This window comes from Arthrobacter terrae (genome assembly GCF_015708085.1).
Classification (GTDB): domain Bacteria; phylum Actinomycetota; class Actinomycetes; order Actinomycetales; family Micrococcaceae; genus Arthrobacter_M; species Arthrobacter_M terrae.
On sequence record NZ_JADNYM010000020.1, the window covers coordinates 75,666 to 94,676 of the forward strand.

Sequence of the window (19,011 nt, forward strand, 5' to 3'; positions counted from 1 at the left end):
ACGGCGGTTCCCTGGTCAGCCTGACGGGGAGCCGCCGTTCGGGGTTCTTCCCGGTACTGCCCGCGGTTTGTGCAGGACGGGATCACGTCGGCTGTGAAAGCAGCAAGCCGTCAGGCTACGGCTGCGGTTGGCGCAGCCAGGGCTACGCTTCCCGCCGGCGCAGCCAGGCTGCGGGGGCCTGCACGCCGAAGGCTTCACCGCCGGCGAAATGGCTTTCCAAGACCCGGGCAAAGGGCCCGTCCGCAACGATTCGCCCGCCGCTGAGCAGCACCAGCCGATGGCAGTGCCGGTAGGCAAAGTCCAAGTCGTGGGTGACAAGGGCCACAGCCGCACCGCGCGCCGCTTCTTGGGAAATCGCCTCCGCCAGCCGGTCCAGACCGTCCCGGTCCATCGCTACCGTCGGCTCGTCCATCACCAGTACGGCCGGACGCCGTGCCAGCACGGTGGCCAGTGCCACCAGCCTCTGCGCGGAGGCGGGCAGCTCGTAGGGGTGCGCCCCGGCATGGTCGGCCAGGCCGCAGCGCCGCAATGCCTCCTTGACCGCGTCCTCCCGGGCGGCCGGATCGAGTCCGGGCAGTCCGTAGCCCACCTCGCGGGCCACGGTCCGTTCAAAGAGCTGGTCCTGTGGGTCTTGGAACAGGTAGGAAACATCCGCCGAAACTGCGCCGACAGACTGCCCCGCAATGTCCCGATCCAGGATCCGAACGGTGCCTGACTCGGGCCGGGCCAAGCCGTTGAGGTGGCGCAGCAGGGTGGTTTTGCCTGCGCCGTTCGCCCCTGCGATCGCGACCCGCTCGCCGCCACCAAGGGCCAGGTCTACGCCGTCGAGCACGGCATGTGCCGGCGTTTGGGCCCGCTTCCGGGAGGCAAGGAAAGGCCGACGGTGTTGCGTACCATAGCGGTAAACGACGCCACCCAGCGCGGCCGCGGCGGTCCGGGCAGACGGTGCGGGGCATAGCGGCTGAAGTATATTTTCCGCGGGATCCGACGCGTCCAGCGGATCGGGGATCACCGGAAGGCGTGCGGCCCAGGCGGACGTCAGCACAATCTGCCGCGGACCGGACGCGACCATTTTTCCGCCGTCGAGCAGCAGCATCCGTCCGGCCAGACGCCCGGCACCTCCGAGCTCGGGTGAGAGCAGCACCACCCCGGCACCACGGTCCACCAGCGATCCGATAACGTTTTCCACGGCATGCCGGGCGTCCGCGTCCAGGCCGGCCATCGGCTCATCCAGGATCAGTGTCGCGGGGTTCAGCGCGGCCGCCGATGCAATGATCATCCGCCGCTGCTCGCCGCCGGAGAGCTCGGTCGGCTTGCGCTCAAGCAGTTCTGTCAGGCCCAGGGCGCTGGCCGTGGTCCGGACCCGCTGTTTCATCAGATCGTGCTCCATCCCGGCGTTCTCCAGCGCGAAGGCGATTTCCTCCGCGACGGTGGCCGCAACGGTGGACAGCTGGGCCGAGGGTATCTGGCCCACATAGGCAATATGCCGGTTCCAGACCGTCGGGTTGATCCGAGGATTCACTGAGCCCGCGCCGGAAAACACCAAGGTCTCCCCCGCCACCTCGAAGCGCGCCGTCAGCGCGCCGTTATGCCGCCCCGGCAGCACACCGGCCAGGATCCGCGCCAGTGTGGACTTCCCGGAGCCGGATCCACCGGCCACGAGCACACATTCGCCGGCGCCCACGTCCAGCTCGATACCCTGCAGGGTGGGCCGATCCTCGCCCGGGTAATGGAAGCTCCCCAGACTGAGCCGCATCACCGGACTCCGCCGGGCCAGAACCAACCCGGCCCGAACCAGCCCGGCGTGAACCAGCCCGGCCCGAACCAGAGCACCAGGAACACCGCCAATGCGGCTAAGACGAGCCAGCGGAAGATCTTCTGCGCTGGAGAATCGGGCACCTTGCGGTAACTGGTCCGCGGACCGCGGCCGCCGAAACCCCGCGCTTCCAGAGAATCCGCCCGGCTGCCCGCCTCGTGCAGCAAGGCCATCACCAGGGGCACCGCCTGCTGCCGGACCGCACGCAGCCGGCCGCCGGCTCCGGAACCGGTGACCAGCCCCCGCGACTGCTGCGCCTGCGCAATCCGGCGGGCGCGCCCGCTGACGGCCGGGGCAATGGTGAGGGTGGAACATAGCACAAATCCAAGCTGCGGCGGGAACCGGTACTTGGTCAGCAGGGCCATCAGATCCGCCGGCCGCACGCTGAAGGAAAATGCCAGGAACACCACTACGAAAACGGCCGTGCGCAGCCCCATGCCGGCGGCGAATCCAAGTCCCTCCGCCGTCACACGGACCGGGCCCGCCGTCCAGAGCATGGTCCGGCCCTCGTGGAAAAACAGACCGTGCGTGAGCAGCAGGGACAACCAGAACGGAACCATGATCACGGCCGCCGCGGGCAGCACCTTGCGCCCCAGCCCGTTAAGGCTCAGCAGCGCAGCCAGCAGCAACAGAACCGCTGCCGAAACCGCCCAGCTGTTGATCGCCGTCGTCGTGACGGCTATGACAACGGCGGCGCTCAGCACGGTGAGCGGATTGAGTCCGCCGGGGTCTGCCGGAGAGTCGGGACGCAAGGACGCTAGGAGGTCTTGGCGTCGGCCAGCACGCGGTGGCCCCGGATGAACGGGAACTGCAAAGTGGTGCGGCGTGGGAGGGCATAAACCAGCAGCGCCACGACGCTGAAGACGATCGCCTTATCCATCGGATCCGACAGCAGCGCCTGCTTGGTGATGGCGCCCAGAAGCGAGTCCCCCATTGCCCGGAAGGCGCTCACAACGGCCCCCGTGGCAATGCCGGATGTCCCCCCATAGACGAACGCCGCGATCGGCGCCGAGAACACGCCGGTAAAGATCCCGGTGACAAAGCCGGCAATTAGGGCAAGGTAAAACCGCCGGAACAGGCCATAGCGTGCCGCAAGTCCGGCAAGGAATCCGATCAGCGCGGCACCGGCGGCGAACGGCAGGACGGTGGGGTTGAACAGGGACCAGACGATGCCGCTGAGCGCACCCGTGGCGGCGCCGGCCGCTGGACCGGCGAGTACCGCGATCAGCACTGTGCCGATGGAATCCAGGTAGAACGGCACCAGCGTGCTCCCGATGAACTGTCCAAGGACGATGTTCAGCACCAGGGCTACAGGGATCAGCACCAGCGTCGAGGTGGGAACGGTGGGGAGAACGCCGGCAATCAGCAGCACGGCGCCAAGCAGGAAGCCGGACAGCGCCAGCAAGGTGGAGCCGCTGGAGAGGCCGTTAGTGATGTCAGTCGGCTGGGCCAGCACCAGGTAGACGTAGGTTGCGGCGATGGAGGCACCGCCCAGGATTTCCAGCAGGCGGCGGTTACGGACGGCCGCCTGTCCAGAGGCGGGCAGGGTCAATGAGGAGGAGGACATCAGGAATCCTTGAGAGTACGGAAACGGTCCGCCTATGTCACCTTGGCGCAGTTAACCATTCTAGCCGCTCGGGCCCGCCAGCGACCCCACCATCCCGGCCGTCCGTCCCAGCTGACGGGCAGGCGATCCGACGGGTGGTCATGGCCGGTGATTGTTCTCCGTGGCCGGGCCGTAGAGGTCCCGGGCCAGCCCGCCGACCGATCCGATCAGCTCGCCAAAACACTGCTCCGGGTTATTGTCCACCACAATCCGGGCGTTTGGCGCTTTACCCCAGAGCCCGCGGAAGTCCGCGACCGTGGTGCCCACCAGCAGCGGTGAGGAGGTTTCGACGTCGACCGTCGCCAGCCGTGTCCGATACGGGGTGCGGTCCGCGGCCACCGCGGCGGCAAACGCGTCGTGCACGTGGGCAATGTACCCCTGGTCGTAGAGCCGGTGGAACTCCATATAGAAACGGAGGGCGTCCGAGAGGCAGGCCACCAGCGGGTTATCCGAGCTGCTGCGCTGCCCTTCCGGCTGCTCCGGCAGCACCAGCTCCGGGTGTGCTCCCGCCACCTCCGCCAGCCGGTCCAGGTGCTCCGGCCGCATTTCAATCCGTTCCGTGGTTTCCAGCGCACAGACAATCGGCAGCTGGTCCTCCGGCAGCCCCGTGTAGGCCTCGAAGACCTCCCGTGCGGCGTGCGGATCCACCGAAACATTCCATTCGGCGGTGGGCGTGGTGTTCCCCTGGTAATAGAAGCAGCCGCCCATGATCACCAGCCCCTTGAGCAGATGCGGGAGCTCCGGTTCACGCCGCAGCGCCAACGCGAAGTTGGTCAGCGGGCCGGTGATCAGGCCGGTGATCTCTCCCGGATGAGCCCTGACCTGATCCACCCACACGTCGACGGCGTGGCGCGGCGAAATTTGCTGCGCCGGCTGCGGCAGCGCCGCATATCCGATGCCCTGCGGGCCGTGGGTCTCCTCCGTGGTGACCAGCGGGATCTCCAGCGGCACCTCGGCACCGATCGCAACCTCGATTCCTGCCCGGCCGCAGAGTTCCAGCAGCGAGAGATTATTCAGGGCCACCTGGCGGGCACCGACATTGCCCGCCGTACAGGTGATCGCCTGCACCTGCACTTCCGGGCGGGACAGCAGGTACACCAGCGCCATGGCGTCGTCGATGCCGGTATCCATGTCGGCCAGGATCCGATTCATTAAAACAGAGCGACCTTCGGGGTCTGCGGGAAAATCACGTCCAGCTCAGCCAGCTCCTGTGCCGACGGCGTCCAGCAGACCGCAGCGGCATTGGCCCGGACCTGCTCGATCTTCGTTGCCCCGGCAATCACGCTGCTCACGGATGGCTGCGCGGCAAGCCAGGAGAACGCGACCTGGACCTCGGTCAGTCCGCGGTCCGCGGCAAACTTGCCGAATTTGCCCAACTGCTCCCAGTCGGCCTGCGCCAGCAGGTTGGTCCGCGAATGGGTCAGTCTGCTGCCCTCCGGCGCCGTGCCTTTGCTGTACTTGCCGGTAAGCAGCCCGTTGGCGAGCGGGAAGTAGGGCAGCACGCCCAGTCCGTAGGCCTCCGCGGCTGGCGTGATTTCGAGCTCGGCCCGCCGGTCCAGCAGGTTGTAGTGGTTCTGCGCGGAGATGAACGGTGTGCAGCCGCGGGCGCGGGCGGTAAATTCCGCCTCCGCGATCTGCCAGCCGGCGCGGTTGGAATGGCCAATGTACCGGACCTTCCCGGCGGTGACCAGCTGGTCCAATGCAGCAAGCGTTTCATCGATGGGAGTGAGCGGATCCGGCGTGTGGAACTGGTAGAGGTCGATCCAGTCCGTCCCCAGCCGGCGCAGCGAAGCCTCGGCGGCCTTGATGATGTAGCGCCGCGATCCCCTGCGGCCCCAGTCGGTCCCGTTGGCCCCCGCCATGTCCATCCCGAACTTGGTGGCAACAATGACGTCCTCGCGTCTGCCGGTGAGGGCCTTACCGAGCATTTCCTCACTCAGACCCGGTGTCATGCCGTATGTATCCGCGACGTCAAAGAGCGTGATGCCTTCATCAATCGCGGCGCCGATCACCGCGTTGGTCCCTTCCTGGGTCTGGGTTGCAGTCCCGGGGCGGCCCAGGTTATTGCAGCCGAGGCCGACGACGGAAACGGTGAGTCCGGAGGTGCCAAGTTGTCGATATTCAGTCATTCGTCCAGCCTACCCGCGCACAGTACCGGGATAGGTTTTAGGGCACGGTCCCAGGTAGGGCACCGTCTACAGGGTGAAGGATTCACCCTTTTTCAGCCCGTGCTTGCCCTTGATTTCGTCCAGGTGTGCGTAGGGAGCCACACCGATGCTCAGTTTGGTGACGTCCAGATCCGACTCGCGGGCGCAGGTCTTGATCCCCGCAACGGCCTTGGCAGCATCCGGAGCCACGGTGAAGATATTGAGTTTGCCGGTGCCGAATTCACTCCGATCCACCAGGCCGATGCCGCGCCAGGCAAAGAAGGAGGTAATGCTGTTGTTGGCTTTGCGCTCCAAGTACTTATCCCGATCCGTCCCGGTCGCGGTCTTGAGCGCGAACTGGGCGACTACCCAGTACTGCTCTTCGAGCGGGATAACGCGGAAGCCCTGCTCTATGCCGTGGGTCTCGAACTCTGCCAGCAGTTCAGCGCCGGCTTCGGCGGTTTCGGCGGGGACCTCCTTGGTGGAACTTTGATGACCCACGGCTCCGGCGTTGACCACGAAGACCCCGTCCTCCTCATCGCGCCACGCCTCGCGGAACTCCAGTACGCCGTCGTCCGTCTTTTTATACATCCTGATAATGCTCATGCCCGTCCATTCTCATACGATTTCTTAAACCAATCGGTGTCCGTACCGTCGAACGGTGCCTGACCTGCCGCTACGGCGGTGTACACGCGTTCACACTCGGACCGGATTCTTGCAATAACCTCCACCGGGTAGCGCATCGCCACCTGGTGGTCGGCAAACTCATCTTCATCATCGACGTAGACGCCGCGTTTGCTGCTGCGCACTACATCCAGGTCCATGTCGATGAGATGGAATTCGAACACGTGCGGCCGGATCGGGTTCCAGTCCGGGTCCACCGCCAGGTCCACGTAGATTTCCGTGCCGTCCGGATGCTGCTCGTCGAAAAACGTGGCAACATAGTCCCCGCTGCGGGGGACCAGCAGCACTGCGTCCGAGGAGGTATAAAGGGCGGCCCCGGGTCTGGAAATGAATTCGTTACTGCCCTGAAAAATCCACCAGCCGTGCTGGTCCTCCCCCAGGTACCTGCCGGGAACCACCCAATGCGCCCCGGCGTCGAATTTCCGGTTCCGCGCCACCACCAGGTCCCCGGCCTCGATGCCATCCGGTTCCCTCACAGCGGTTCCCTCACAGCTGTTCCCTCACAGCTGTTCCCTCACAGCTGGGGCAGCTGCCCGGTTTGTGGCGCTTCCTGACCGGGCAAGGGCCGCGCAAACGGCACCTTCGTGCCCAGCACTTGAGCGACGACGTCCTGCGCCACCCGCTGAGCGGTCAGGCCGACGCGCTCGAGCACCTGGGACCGGCTGCCGTGGTCGAGGAACTCAACAGGAAGACCCACTTCATTCAGGGCCGTATCGACCCCGGCGGCGCGCATTTCCTGCCGTATCCGCGAACCGATGCCACCGGCCCGGACTCCGTCCTCAATGACAACGACAATCCGGTGCTGCGCGGCCAGAGACACCACTGACGGTGGCACGGGCAGCACCCAGCGCGGATCGATCACGGTAGAGCTGATGCCCTGCGCTCCCAGCCGGTTGGATACGCTTAATGCCAGTTCGCTCATTGCCCCGACGCTGACAATCAGGACGTCATTTTCAGTGGATCCCGCCGGCCGGCGCACCAGCACGTCGACGCCGTCGGGCAGCCTTTCGATCGCCTCGGCCTCGGCACCAACGTTCCCCTTGGAATATCTGATCACCGTCGGGGCGTCCGTAACGGCAACCGCCTCGCGCAGTTCCTCGCGCAATCTGGTGCCGTCGCGGGGAGCCGCAAGGTGCAGTCCGGGAACAATCTGCAGCATGGACAGATCCCACATGCCGTGGTGGCTGGCCCCGTCCGGCCCGGTCACACCGGCGCGGTCCAGCACCACCGTAACGCCGGCCTTGTGCAGCGCCACATCCATCAGCAGTTGATCGAACGCACGGTTGAGGAAAGTCGCATACATGGCGATGACCGGGTGCAGACCGCCGAACGCCATGCCGGCCGCGCTGGTCATGGCATGCTGTTCGGCGATACCAACGTCGAAGACCCGGTCCGGGTGCCTTGCGGCAAACTTATGCAGCCCCACCGGAATCAGCATGGCGCCGGTGATGCCAACGATGTCCGGGCGTTCATCGGCGATGTCGGCTATTTCATCCGCGAAGACCCCCGTCCAGGACTGACCTCCGGGGGCTCCAATGGCCGCACCGCTTTCCGGGTCGATGACACCGACGGCATGGAACTGATCCGCTTCATGGGCGCGGGCCGGCGCGTACCCGTGGCCCTTTTCGGTGATGGCGTGCACGATTACCGGCCCGCCGAAGTTCCTTGCTGCGGTCAGCGCCGCTTCCATGGCTTTTTCATCATGGCCGTTGACCGGGCCGATATATTTGAGCCCAAGGTTGCTGAAGAGCCCTTGCGGAGCCCACCAGTCCTTGACGCCGGTTTTCGCCGCATGCAGACTTTTGTACACGAACTGACCGGCCAGATTCCCGCTTTGCAGCCGCTGCTTGGCCCAGGACATGGTGCCCTCGTATTTGGGGTGCGTGCGGACATGGTCAATGGCCGGACGCACGGACGCCAAATAGTCTGCCAGGCCGCCAACGGTTGGCGCGTAGGACCTGCCGTTGTCATTGACGACGACGACGACACGGCGGCGCTTGTCCGCGGCAATGTTATTCAGCGCTTCCCATGTCATCCCACCAGTCAAGGCTCCGTCGCCGACGACGGCGACGACGTACCGGTCGCCGTCCCCTGTCAGCTGGCGGGCGCGGGAAATGCCGTCCGCCCACGACAAGGAGGAGGACGCGTGCGAACTCTCCACAATGTCGTGCACCGATTCGGCCCGCGAGGGATAGCCGGAGAGCCCGTCCTGCTGCCGGAGAGTGGAGAAGTCCTGCCGGCCGGTGACCAGCTTATGGACATAGGACTGGTGTCCGGTGTCAAAGACAATGCTGTCCCGCGGGGAGTCGAAGACCCGGTGGATCGCCAGGGTTAACTCGACAACTCCCAGATTCGGGCCCAGATGCCCACCGGTTGCGGAGACATTGGTGATCAGGAAGCGGCGGATCTCCTCGGCCAGCTGTTCCATTTGCGCATTGCTGAGTTTTCCGAGGTCGCCCGGATGCCGGATTGTCTCTAAAAGTCCCATGGGTCCCCTCTTCGGATCGACCATTAGTCGATCAACTCTAACGCTTGCGCCAATAACTCTAACGCTTGCGCCAAATCACCGGTTCCCCGCGCGGCGGTGTTTGGCACAAAAGAGCGGTCCCCGGTCCTGGACGGAAGCCGTCCGGGCCGGGGACCGTTCTTTTACTAAAGGTTACTGCCGCAGCAGGTGCTGATACCGGCGGTGCAAAAGCCGTCCGGCACTAAGCGCCGCTACTAACCCGCCGCTACTAAGCGGCGGTCGAGATCTGCCGCAGGACATACTGCAGGATGCCGCCGTTACGGTAGTAATCAGCCTCTCCCGGTGTATCGATACGCAGCACGGCGTCGAAGGAAATCTCCTTACCGTCCTGCGCCTTGGCTGTGACCTTCAGCGTCTTTGGCGTGCTGCCTTCGTTCAGGGCTGTCACACCCTCCACGGAGAACACTTCGGTGCCGGTCAGACCCAGCGACTGAGCACTCTGGCCCGCCGGGTACTGCAGCGGCAAAACACCCATTCCGATCAGGTTGGAGCGGTGGATCCGCTCGTAGCTCTCCGCCACGACGGCCTGGACCCCCAACAGCGCCGTGCCCTTGGCGGCCCAGTCGCGCGAGGACCCGGAGCCATACTCCTTGCCCGCCAGGACCACCAGCGGAATACCCGCCGCCTGGTAGTTCACCGACGCATCGTAGACCCGGGCCTGCGGCGCATCGGCCTGGCTGAAGTCGCGGGTGAAACCGCCCTCGACACCGGCGCCGTTGTTCTCGGCCGCGAGCAGTTCGTTCCTGATCCGGATGTTCGCGAACGTCCCCCGGATCATGACTTCGTGATTGCCGCGGCGGGAGCCGTAGGAATTGAAATCCTTGCGCTCCACACCGTTGGCCAGCAGGTACTGACCGGCCGGAGTATCCGACTTGAATGACCCTGCGGGGCTGATGTGATCGGTGGTCACGGAATCGCCGAGCTTGAGCAGCACCCGGGCACCGGTGATATCAGCTACCGGCTCCGGCTGCGCCTGCATGCCGTCGAAGTACGGGGGCTTGCGCACGTAGGTGGACTCGGGATCCCAGGCGAAGGTGTCACCTTCGGGGGTGGAGAGGGACTTCCAGCGCTCGTCGCCTTCAAAGATGGTGGCGTAGGAGCTGGTGAACATCTCCTTGTCAATCGAGGCGTCCATGACTTCCTGCACCTCGGTCGGATTGGGCCAGATGTCCGCCAGGAAGATGTCATTGCCGGCCTCGTCCTGACCCAGCGGGTCCGCGGCGAAGTCGAAGTCCATGGTTCCGGCGAGGGCGTAGGCGATCACCAGCGGCGGTGACGCCAGGTAGTTCATCTTCACGTCCGGATTGATCCGGCCCTCGAAGTTGCGGTTCCCGGAAAGCACGGCAGTGACCGAAAGGTCATTGTCCGCGATGGCCTGGGATACCTCGGTCTCCAGCGGGCCGGAGTTACCAATGCAGGTGGCACAGCCGTAGCCCACCGTGTAAAACCCAAGCTTTTCCAGGTACGGGATCAAGCCGGACTTTTCGTAGTAGTCCGTGACGACCTTGGAGCCGGGAGCCACGGAGGTCTTGACCCATGGCTTTGACGCCAGCCCTTTATTGACAGCGTTGCGGGCCAGCACAGCGGCGGCCAGCATCACCGAGGGATTCGAGGTGTTGGTGCAGGAGGTGATCGAGGCGATCGAGACCGCGCCGTGATCGAGCTCAAATTCACGGCCATCGCTCATCTTCACGTGAATCGGATCCGAGTGCCGGCCTTCCGCGTTTTCCGCTGCGGAAACCAGTGTGCGGGTGTTGTCCTCCACCCGGGTTCCCGGATGGGTGAAGGAGGGCGCGTCGGAGGCGGGGAAGCTTTCTTCCAGCGCCTCGTCAACCGTGTTGCCGGCGGCTTCGGCATCTGCCGAAACGTAGTTCTTCAGGTCTTCACGGAACTGTGCCTTGGCATTGGTCAGCTCGATCCGGTCCTGCGGGCGCTTTGGCCCGGCAATGGAGGAAACCACCGTGGACAGGTCCAGTTCCAGGTATTCGGAGAACGTGATGTCGATGGACGGATCGTGCCACATGCCCTGTTCCTTGGCATAGGCCTCGACCAGCGCCAGTTGATCTTCGCTGCGGCCGGTCAGCCGCAGGTAGTCCATGGTGACCTGGTCGATCGGGAACATTGCCGCGGTGGAGCCGAATTCCGGGCTCATATTGCCGATCGTGGCACGGTTGGCCAGCGGCACGGCGGCAACGCCTTCGCCGTAGAATTCGACAAACTTGCCGACGACGCCGTGGTCGCGGAGCATCTCGGTAATGGTCAGCACCACATCGGTCGCGGTGGCGCCGGCCGGGATCGAGCCGGTCAGCTTGAATCCGACTACGCGGGGAATCAGCATGGAGACGGACTGGCCGAGCATGGCGGCCTCGGCCTCGATGCCGCCGACGCCCCAGCCCAGCACACCCAGGCCGTTGACCATGGTGGTGTGCGAGTCGGTACCGACGCAGGTGTCCGGGTAGGCGCGCAACGTCTTAACGCCGTCGACCTCCACCGTGCGGGTCATGACGGTGCGGGCCAGGTACTCGATATTGACCTGGTGGACAATGCCCATGCCCGGGGGGACAACCTTGAAGTCATCAAAAGCCGTCTGGCCCCAGCGCAGGAACTGGTAGCGCTCACCGTTGCGCTGGTATTCGATGTCCATATTGCGCTCGACGGCGTCAGCGGTACCGAACACATCGATCTGCACCGAGTGGTCAATCACCATTTCCGCCGGAGCAAGCGGGTTGACCCGGGTGGGGTCCCCGCCGAGTTCCTTGACGGCCTCGCGCATGGTGGCCAGGTCCACGATGCAGGGAACGCCGGTGAAGTCCTGCATGATTACGCGGGCCGGCGTGAACTGAATCTCCGTATCGGGCTCCGCCTCCGGGTCCCACCCGGCCAGGGCGCGCACATGGTCCGCGGTGATATTGGCACCGTCCTCGCTGCGCAGCAAATTCTCCAGCAGTACTTTAAGGCTGAACGGAAGGCGTTGTGCGCCTTCTACTGAATTCAACCGGAAAATCTCGTATTCGGTCCCGGCTACGTCTAGTACGCCTTTGGAACCAAAACTGTCCACATTCGTCATCGTTGGACTCCTCTCGCCACGCTTTTTATCTTTGCCACGCGGCGGCTGACCCGCTAGTTAGGAGATCCTTACTCGCGCTCCGACACAGCTCCCCGTTTTTTCAGGAACCGGTACAGGATTTCGATCGCCGCGCAGCCCAGTACAACTACTCCCATCGTAACAACTAGCAGCGGTCCGCCCGGCACCTGGAGGGCAAAGAAGGCTCTGGCAAAGGGAACGGCCAGGATCAGTGCCAAAGCCAGGATCAGCACCGACATTAACAGCGCGCGCCATTTGTCGAACGGCCGTGCCAGCGCGGAGAGCACCCACAGCGCCACCAGCAGCACCGCAATGGTGGTCGCCGTCTGGCCGGCCTGGATCTGCGCGGCGGGGTCAAGTGCCGGGTTGGGAAATGCGCGGGAGTATCCATAGACGCAAAGGATGCAGACGCTGATGATCACTCCAGCGGGTACCGAGAACATCAGACAGCGACGCAGAAAGCCGGGCTGATATCGACGTTTATTGGGCAGCAGCGCCAGGAAGAACGCCGGAATACCAATCGTGAGTGAGCTGACAATCGAGAGCTGGCGGGGCAGAAATGGGTACTGCCACAGCAGCAGGGCGATTACCAGCGAGATGATCACGGCGTAAGCGGTTTTTGTCAGGAACAGGTTCGCCACCCGTTCCACATTGGCAATCACGCGGCGTCCTTCCGCCACAACGGCAGGCAGCCGGGAGAATTGACCGTCCAACAACACCAGCCGGGACACCGCGCGGGTAGCGGCCGCGCCGGATCCCATCGCGATGCCGATGTCGGCGCTCTTCAGTGCCAGCGCGTCGTTAACGCCGTCGCCGGTCATTGCCACGACATAGCCGCGCTGCTGCAGTGCCAGCACAATGGACTTTTTCTGCTCGGGCGTGACCCTGCCCAGCACATGCTCGCGTTCGAGCACCTCCCCCATCCCGGCACGATCCTCCGGCAGGTCCCGCGCGTCGTAGCCGTGCACCACATCGGCGAACCCTACCGCCCGGGCCACCGCCGCAACCGTCCGCGGATTGTCTCCGGAGATGATCCGCAGGCAAACGCCCTGCTCGCGGAAATAGGACAGCGTGGTGGCCGCGTCGGAGCGGATTTTCTCCCGGAACGTCAGCAGCGCGACCGGAGCCAGCTGGTCCGGCAGGTTTCCGGCACTCGCCCGGTCGACGGCGGACGGGGACGTTGTGTGCACCAGCAGCAAGGCGCGCAGTCCGCCGGCGGCCAGCTCGGCCGCCGCTGCCAGCACATGGCGGTGGCCATCGGCCTGCGGATTGAGCAGCATTTCCGGTGCTCCCAAAAACCAGCCGGCCCGGTCGGCGGCGGGCACATCGGAGGCGGCGCCGCCGCCCGCGTCATCATAGGGAGCGGCGCCGTCGAATATTACCCCGCTGTATTTGCGCGCGCTGCTGAAGGGCACAACCAGCACCGGTCGGACCGTCGTCGGCCCGGTAAAGGCAGGCCGCAGCGCTGCGGCAGTGGCATTGGCGTTCCCGTCGGCGGCAAAATACCCCAAGGCACCCTCCCAGCCGGGCGGCGCAGTTTCCCCGAGCGGATGCACGGCATCAAAAACAATGGGTCCCTCCGTCAGCGTCCCGGTTTTATCCAGGCACACCATGTCAACGCGGGCCAGCACCTCCACCGCCGGCAGCTCCTGCACCAACACCTGCCGCCGGGCCAGGGTCACAGCGGCCAGTGCAAAGGAAATGCTGGTCAGCAGGACCAGCCCCTCCGGGATCATCGCCACAATGCTCGCCACCGCGCTGACCACGGCCCCTTTCCATTGCCCCGATGCCAGCGCCGGCCCCCACCCACCGCGGGCCTGGATTTGGCCGTTCACCGTCAGCAGCACAATAGGGAGCAGCGCCCACGTGATGTAGAGAATAATCCGGTTGATGGCGTTGCGGATTTCCGAATTGACCAGCGAGAATCGCTTCGCCTCCGCCGTGAGCTTGTTCGCGTAGGACTCGGCTCCAACGCGGATCACTCGTGCCGTACCGGAGCCTGCGACAATCGATGAGCCGGCAAGCACATCATCCCCTGCGGCCTTGCTGACTGAATCCGATTCACCGCTGAGCAGGGATTCATCCAGCTCCAGACCATCTGCGGAGAGAACCCGCGCATCCGCCGGTACCTGATCCCCGGTACGGAGCACCAGCACATCATCGTGCACCACGGCCCTTACCGCCAGTTCCTGCCAGGCGCCCTCCCGCAGCACCCGGGCTTTGGGCGCGTGCAGGACGGCGAGCTTATCCAGGATGCGTTTGGCCCGGAACTCCTGCACCACACCGATCGCGACATTGGCCACCACAATGAAGCCAAACAGCGCGTCACGTGGATCACCGACCAGCAAAACGACCACCAGGCAGCCACCGAGGACGGCGTTGAACAGAGTGAACAAATTGGCGCGCAGAATCTGCCGGATACTCCTGCTGCCCTCATGCGGCACGGCATTGGTCAGACCCGCAGCCGTCCTGCTGCCCACCTGCCCGGCATCAAGGCCCCGCTCCCGTAGCTGTCCGTCATCCAGCGGCGCGAGCAGCCCGCGGGCATGCGCCATTGCTGCCAGATGTGCGGCGGCGCGGGTCGACAACCCGGATTCCGCGCCCGGCTTTCCCCGCATCACGGGTTTTTCCGGTCTTTTCGGTTTTTTCCCAGATTCAGCCAATAGAACTGGATCCCGGCGTGAGCAGGGCTACCGTTTCCAGGTGATGCGTGTGCGGGTACAGGTCAAAGGCCCGCAGCTTCGACAGATTCCAGCCGGCCGCGCGGAAGTAGCCTACGTCGCGGGCAAATGACGCCGGGTCGCACGAGACATAGGCGATGGCCCGCGGAGCCGAGGCGATCAGCTGGCGCACCACGTTCTTACCCGCTCCGGCGCGGGGCGGATCCAGCACGATCACATCAAAACCGGCTGCGTGGGTACCGCTGCGTTCGTGCAGGACGCGCTCCACTCGACCCTGCCGGATCTCCACCTGGCTGGCCGCATGCAAATTCTTCCGCGCATCCTTGCTGCTGCCGGCAGATCCTTCCACCGACAAGACGGACCCGGTAGGTCCGACGGCGTCGGCCAGCGAGGCGCTGAACAAGCCGGCTCCGGCGTACAGATCGGCCACGGTTGCGCCAGGGAACAGGTAGCCTCCTGCCTCGGCCCCCGTATCGGTATGTCCGGCAGACGCGCCCGGGCCGTCGGTCAAAAATTTCATGACGGCGCCGGTGAGGACCTCCGGGGCGCGGCGGTGGATTTGCCAGAAACCCCCTGAGCTGACGCGGAACTCATGCCCGGCAGCAGTTTCACAAACGCGGCTGCGCCCGCTGATCAGCGTCAGCGCGCCGCTTTCCGGATCCCAGCCGGCCACAGAAACCCGAACTCGGGCCGCATTCTCTGTACTCTCAGCGCCCCGGTTAGCACCGGCATTGACCTGCAGTTGCCTGGCAATTCGCTTCAGCGTCACGCCCCGGGCCTTATCGGAGAGCTGCGGGTCCGTGGCAAGCAGCACAAGCGGCGCCGAACCATTGGCCGGTGCGGAGACCTCAATGCGGGTGACGCCAGTCAGGTCGATTTCCCACAGCCGCAAGGCATCGATTTCCGCCCCGGCCAGTGGCATCTGACGAACGGGAAGCACGACCTCGGACCGGTGTGCATGCATTCCCAGTCTGCCCGGCTGCGTTGGACCTCCGGCAGCTGTGACCGCGAAACCCGCCCGGGTCCGCCAGCCAAGACCAGCAGGCTGATCCTGCGCCATGCCGGCGTCGTCTCCGTCGGCCCCGTCGCCGCTGCCCTCGCGACCATCGCTATCGTCGCTGACCGCGCTGACCTCGCCGTCGAGGTTTTCCACCCCGTCTGCCAGCAGACCCGATGGTAAGTTTCCGCGCCCAGCCGCTCCCGTGCCGCCGTCGAGCTCTATTCCGGCAAGACGATGAAGCTGCTCGACAAGCACCTCGGCCTTGAGCTGGCGCTGCCGGGATCTGCTGATATGCCCGAATTCGGCCCCGCCCACCGGATGCTGTCCCGCTGCCGCAGCCCGCAGCGAGTCGGCTTTAGCCCAAAAATGCGGAACCCGGTCAGCGGACGCCTCAAGCACCTCGGTGACGTCCCCGCGCCAGAAGGAGGCGCCGTCGTCGTGCTCGGTAAGCGTCACGCGCACCACCTCGCCCGGAATGCCGTGCCGGACAAAGATCACCCGGCCTTCGTGCCGCGCCACACAATGTCCGCCGTGGGCAACCGGCCCGAGGGTAAGGGTCAGCGTCTGCGGATTCTCCACGGGTAGTGCTCCTGGCATTAGGGTAGGTCCTGGAATTTCTGCGCGTCTTCGGAGGATTTCAGCTGCCAAGGCACGCTGGCCACCATCACCCCGGATTCAAAATGCAGCCGGGTTTTGATCCGCAGCGCCGTCTGGTTATGTACCAGCTGCTCCCACCACTTACCCACCACGTACTCCGGAATGTAGACCACGATCAGGTCCCGGGGAGAATCCCGGCGCATGGTGGTGATGTAGTCCATGATCGGTGTAATGGTTTCGCGGTACGGACTGGCCAGCACTGTCAATGGCACGGGGATAGCCAGCTTTTCCCAGTCCTGCACCGTTTGCTCGGTCTCCATCGGGTCCAGATCCACCGTGATTGCGTCGAGCCGGGACGGACGCGACGCACGCGCATACGCCAGCGCCCGCAATACGGGCTTGCGCACGTGCGAGACCAGTAGCACCGCATGCACCCGGGAGGGCAGGGCGCGCGGCGAGGAATCCTCATCCACGGCCAGTTCCTTAGCCACTCTGTCGTAGTGCATCCGTATGCTCAGCATCATCATGAACAGGAAGAGCATAGCCAGCAGCGCGATCCACGCGCCCTGCTCAAATTTGGTGATCAGCACAATGATCAGCACTGTCAGAGTCATCAGGAAGCCGACGCCGTTGATCACCCGTGATTTCACCATCCGCGCCCGGGAAGCCTTGTCCTTAACCATGCGCAACAGCCGCGTCCAGTGCCGGACCATGCCCAGCTGGCTGGCCGTGAAGGAGATGAACACACCCACAATGTAAAGCTGAATAAGTTTTGTCACGTCGGCGTCGAAGGCGATGATCAGCACCAGCGCGCCAGCGGCCAGGGCGATGACGCCATTGCTGAACGCCAACCTGTCACCGCGGGTGCGCAGCTGGCGCGGCAGGTACCCGTCCTGGGCCAGGATCGAGGCCAGCACCGGAAAACCATTGAATGCGGTGTTGGAGGCAAAGACCAGGATGACGCCGGTGGCGGCCACCACTATGAAGAACGGAATGGAACCGGTGCCGAAGACCGTACCGGCGATCTGGCTGATGGTTGGGTTCTGCACGTAACCGTCCGGCAGAGGCTGACCATTGAGCAGAAACTCACTGGCGGGATCCTGTGCCATTTGGACTCCGGTGGCCCTGGCCAGGTAAAGGATGCCCGCAATCATTGCGGCGGCAATCGCACCCAGCAGCAGCAGCGTTGTTGCGGCATTTTTGCTCTTAGGCTTCTGAAAATTCGGCACGCCGTTGCTGATGGCCTCGACACCGGTCAGTGCAGCGGCGCCCGAGGAGAACGCCCGCAGCAGCAGGAACCCTCCCGCCAGTCCCACGAGCCCGTTCTCAAAGCCGGCCTCCGGAAGAATTTCGAAAGCGGCCGACGGCGCGCGCGCCAGGTTTCCGGACACTGCCTCGATTAGCCCCGTGACCGTCATCGCGAAAATACAGAAGATAAAGATATACGTGGGAACGGCAAAAACACTGCCGGCTTCCTTAATGCCACGCAGATTCACCAGAGCCAGCAGCACCACCCCAATCGTCGCCACCAGGGCTTGGGTCCCGTGCATCCCGGGAACGGCCGTGGCCAGATAATTGGCTGCGGAAGACATCGATACGGCAACCGTGAGTACATAGTCCACCAATAGGGCCGAGGCGACGGTGAGCCCGGCCGTCTTGCCCAAATTGACGTTGGCAATCTCGTAATCGCCGCCACCGGAGGGATACGCATGCACATTTTGCCGGTAGGAGGCCACAACAGTCAGCAGGACCACCATCACCGCTATGCCGACCCACGGCGCCATGGTGACGGCGGCGGCGCCAGCCAGCGCCAGCGTCAATAGAATTTCGTCCGGGGCATAGGCCACAGAGGAGAGTGCGTCAGAAGCGAAGACCGGCAGCGCGATCCGCTTCGGTAGAAGCGTGTGGGCCAGGCTGTCGTTCCGGAAGGGACGACCCACCAACACACGCTTAAACGCGTTGAAAAAAGTCAGCACAGTTCTACCTTTGAGGCTCTTAACCGGCCAGAGCTGGGATCAGCCATGGCGTCAGTAACAACGCCACTTTACGGCACTGCGAAGGGAAGGGCTCTCGACGAGCCACCGTCGAGCTATTGACGAGCTTGGACTGGCCTGGAAACGAGTAGAACGGAGGATTCGTTGCGGCAAGGCAACATGGCCCTTCCCCTGGCGGGCATCGGCACGCCGGGAAAGTTTTTTAAAAGTCTTTTCCACAGGGGCCGTTTTTGGGGTCTTTTTGTCCTGGTGATGTCGGTGTCTCTTCGTAGCCTTGGAGTAGTTGGAGATCAGGAGGATTTCCTGGTTTTCTTGCCGGGTTTTCTTTCCCGTGTGGGTTGCCGGGTTCGGGTGTTGAGGGGTGGTGGGTGGTGTGGAGATTGATCGGGAGAATCTGGCTCGGGTGCTGGCTGCGGTCACGGCGAAGTATCCGCATCGGCTCGAGCGCTCGGGCCTAAGCACCGGCCCCGTCCCTGGCACTGGTCCCGGGACCGGCCCTGCCACCGGCTCCGGTCCTGTTCCCGTCCCTGGCACTGTTCCCGGGACCGGCCGGCCCGACGACGGGACCGACCGGCCCGACGACGCCGCCGGTACCGGCGGGTCCGATGCCGGCGGTGCCGCCAACCCGGGTGTTTCCGCTGGTTTGCCGGTTTCTGGGGTACCGGTTGATGGTCCGGTTGGGGAGGCTCTGTTTGTGGTGGGGCCGTCGGCGGGGATCGTGGGACGGTTGGAGCAGGTGAACGTGTTGTTGGCGGAGGTTTTGGGGACGGATCCGCAGGCTGTGTCGCAGGAGGCGTGGCTGTCGATTATTGGTGCGGCTGAGAGTACGCGGCGTCGGTTGGATGCGGTGTATCTGCACAGTGTCGCGGCCGCG

The 19,011-nt window shown here is 64.5% G+C and carries 12 protein-coding genes and 1 pseudogene; 1 reads left to right on the forward strand and 12 read right to left on the reverse strand.

Annotation, left to right across the window (positions count from 1 at the left end; translation table 11 throughout):
- Positions 1-142 precede the first annotated feature (142 nt).
- The 12 genes from IV500_RS15290 to IV500_RS15345 form a co-directional block, all read right to left on the reverse strand.
- Positions 143-1,756, reverse strand: coding sequence for an ABC transporter ATP-binding protein (locus tag IV500_RS15290; RefSeq protein ID WP_196397671.1), 1,614 nt, complete (start codon positions 1,754-1,756; stop codon positions 143-145).
- Positions 1,756-2,568, reverse strand: coding sequence for an energy-coupling factor transporter transmembrane component T (locus IV500_RS15295; RefSeq protein WP_196397672.1), 813 nt, complete (start codon positions 2,566-2,568; stop codon positions 1,756-1,758). Before IV500_RS15295 ends, IV500_RS15290 begins: the two co-directional genes overlap by 1 nt.
- 5 nt (positions 2,569-2,573) lie before the next feature.
- A complete protein-coding gene (locus IV500_RS15300; RefSeq protein WP_196397673.1) occupies positions 2,574-3,383 on the reverse strand; it encodes an ECF transporter S component in 810 nt (269 codons plus the stop codon).
- A 138-nt stretch (positions 3,384-3,521) separates the two neighbouring features.
- On the reverse strand, positions 3,522-4,574 hold the full coding sequence (locus tag IV500_RS15305; RefSeq protein WP_196397674.1) for a nucleoside hydrolase: 1,053 nt from the start codon (positions 4,572-4,574) through the stop codon (positions 3,522-3,524).
- Positions 4,574-5,551 carry an aldo/keto reductase gene (locus tag IV500_RS15310; RefSeq protein WP_196397675.1) on the reverse strand — a complete coding sequence of 326 codons (978 nt, stop codon included), beginning with the start codon at positions 5,549-5,551 and terminating at the stop codon, positions 4,574-4,576. The genes IV500_RS15305 and IV500_RS15310 overlap by 1 nt, the downstream gene beginning before the upstream one ends.
- Positions 5,552-5,617: 66 nt before the next feature.
- Positions 5,618-6,175, reverse strand: a complete 558-nt coding sequence (locus IV500_RS15315; RefSeq protein WP_196397676.1) for a hypothetical protein — start codon at positions 6,173-6,175, stop codon at positions 5,618-5,620.
- The gene (locus IV500_RS15320) at positions 6,172-6,729 is read right to left on the reverse strand and encodes a ribonuclease FAU-1 family protein (protein WP_196397677.1); all 558 of its coding nucleotides are present in this window, start codon (positions 6,727-6,729) and stop codon (positions 6,172-6,174) included. The genes IV500_RS15315 and IV500_RS15320 overlap by 4 nt, the downstream gene beginning before the upstream one ends.
- Positions 6,730-6,767: 38 nt before the next feature.
- Positions 6,768-8,741 carry a 1-deoxy-D-xylulose-5-phosphate synthase gene (gene dxs / locus IV500_RS15325; protein ID WP_196397678.1) on the reverse strand — a complete coding sequence of 658 codons (1,974 nt, stop codon included), beginning with the start codon at positions 8,739-8,741 and terminating at the stop codon, positions 6,768-6,770.
- Positions 8,742-8,988: 247 nt separating this feature from the next.
- On the reverse strand, positions 8,989-11,847 hold the full coding sequence (locus IV500_RS15330; protein WP_196397679.1) for an aconitate hydratase: 2,859 nt from the start codon (positions 11,845-11,847) through the stop codon (positions 8,989-8,991).
- 68 nt (positions 11,848-11,915) lie between these two features.
- On the reverse strand, positions 11,916-14,483 hold the full coding sequence (locus tag IV500_RS15335) for an HAD-IC family P-type ATPase (RefSeq protein WP_196397680.1): 2,568 nt from the start codon (positions 14,481-14,483) through the stop codon (positions 11,916-11,918).
- A 37-nt stretch (positions 14,484-14,520) separates the two neighbouring features.
- A complete protein-coding gene (locus IV500_RS15340; RefSeq protein WP_196397681.1) occupies positions 14,521-16,143 on the reverse strand; it encodes a class I SAM-dependent RNA methyltransferase in 1,623 nt (540 codons plus the stop codon).
- A complete protein-coding gene (locus IV500_RS15345; protein WP_196397682.1) occupies positions 16,143-18,119 on the reverse strand; it encodes an APC family permease in 1,977 nt (658 codons plus the stop codon). Before IV500_RS15345 ends, IV500_RS15340 begins: the two co-directional genes overlap by 1 nt.
- Positions 18,120-18,510: 391 nt before the next feature.
- Here IV500_RS15345 and IV500_RS15350 point away from each other — a divergent pair.
- A pseudogene (locus tag IV500_RS15350) lies at positions 18,511-19,011 on the forward strand (hypothetical protein); the annotation flags it as partial.

Bases quoted from the DNA above. Each gene is read 5' to 3' on its own strand.
- IV500_RS15310 (WP_196397675.1), bottom strand. From the start codon at position 5,551: ATGACTGAATATCGACAACTTGGCACCTCCGGACTCACCGTTTCCGTC.
- IV500_RS15330 (WP_196397679.1), bottom strand. From the start codon at position 11,847: ATGACGAATGTGGACAGTTTTGGTTCCAAAGGCGTACTAGACGTAGCC.
- IV500_RS15290 (WP_196397671.1), bottom strand. From the start codon at position 1,756: ATGCGGCTCAGTCTGGGGAGCTTCCATTACCCGGGCGAGGATCGGCCC.
- dxs (WP_196397678.1), bottom strand. From the start codon at position 8,741: ATGGGACTTTTAGAGACAATCCGGCATCCGGGCGACCTCGGAAAACTC.
- IV500_RS15305 (WP_196397674.1), bottom strand. From the start codon at position 4,574: ATGAATCGGATCCTGGCCGACATGGATACCGGCATCGACGACGCCATG.
- IV500_RS15340 (WP_196397681.1), bottom strand. From the start codon at position 16,143: ATGCCAGGAGCACTACCCGTGGAGAATCCGCAGACGCTGACCCTTACC.
- IV500_RS15335 (WP_196397680.1), bottom strand. From the start codon at position 14,483: ATGCGGGGAAAGCCGGGCGCGGAATCCGGGTTGTCGACCCGCGCCGCC.
- IV500_RS15300 (WP_196397673.1), bottom strand. From the start codon at position 3,383: ATGTCCTCCTCCTCATTGACCCTGCCCGCCTCTGGACAGGCGGCCGTC.
- IV500_RS15315 (WP_196397676.1), bottom strand. From the start codon at position 6,175: ATGAGCATTATCAGGATGTATAAAAAGACGGACGACGGCGTACTGGAG.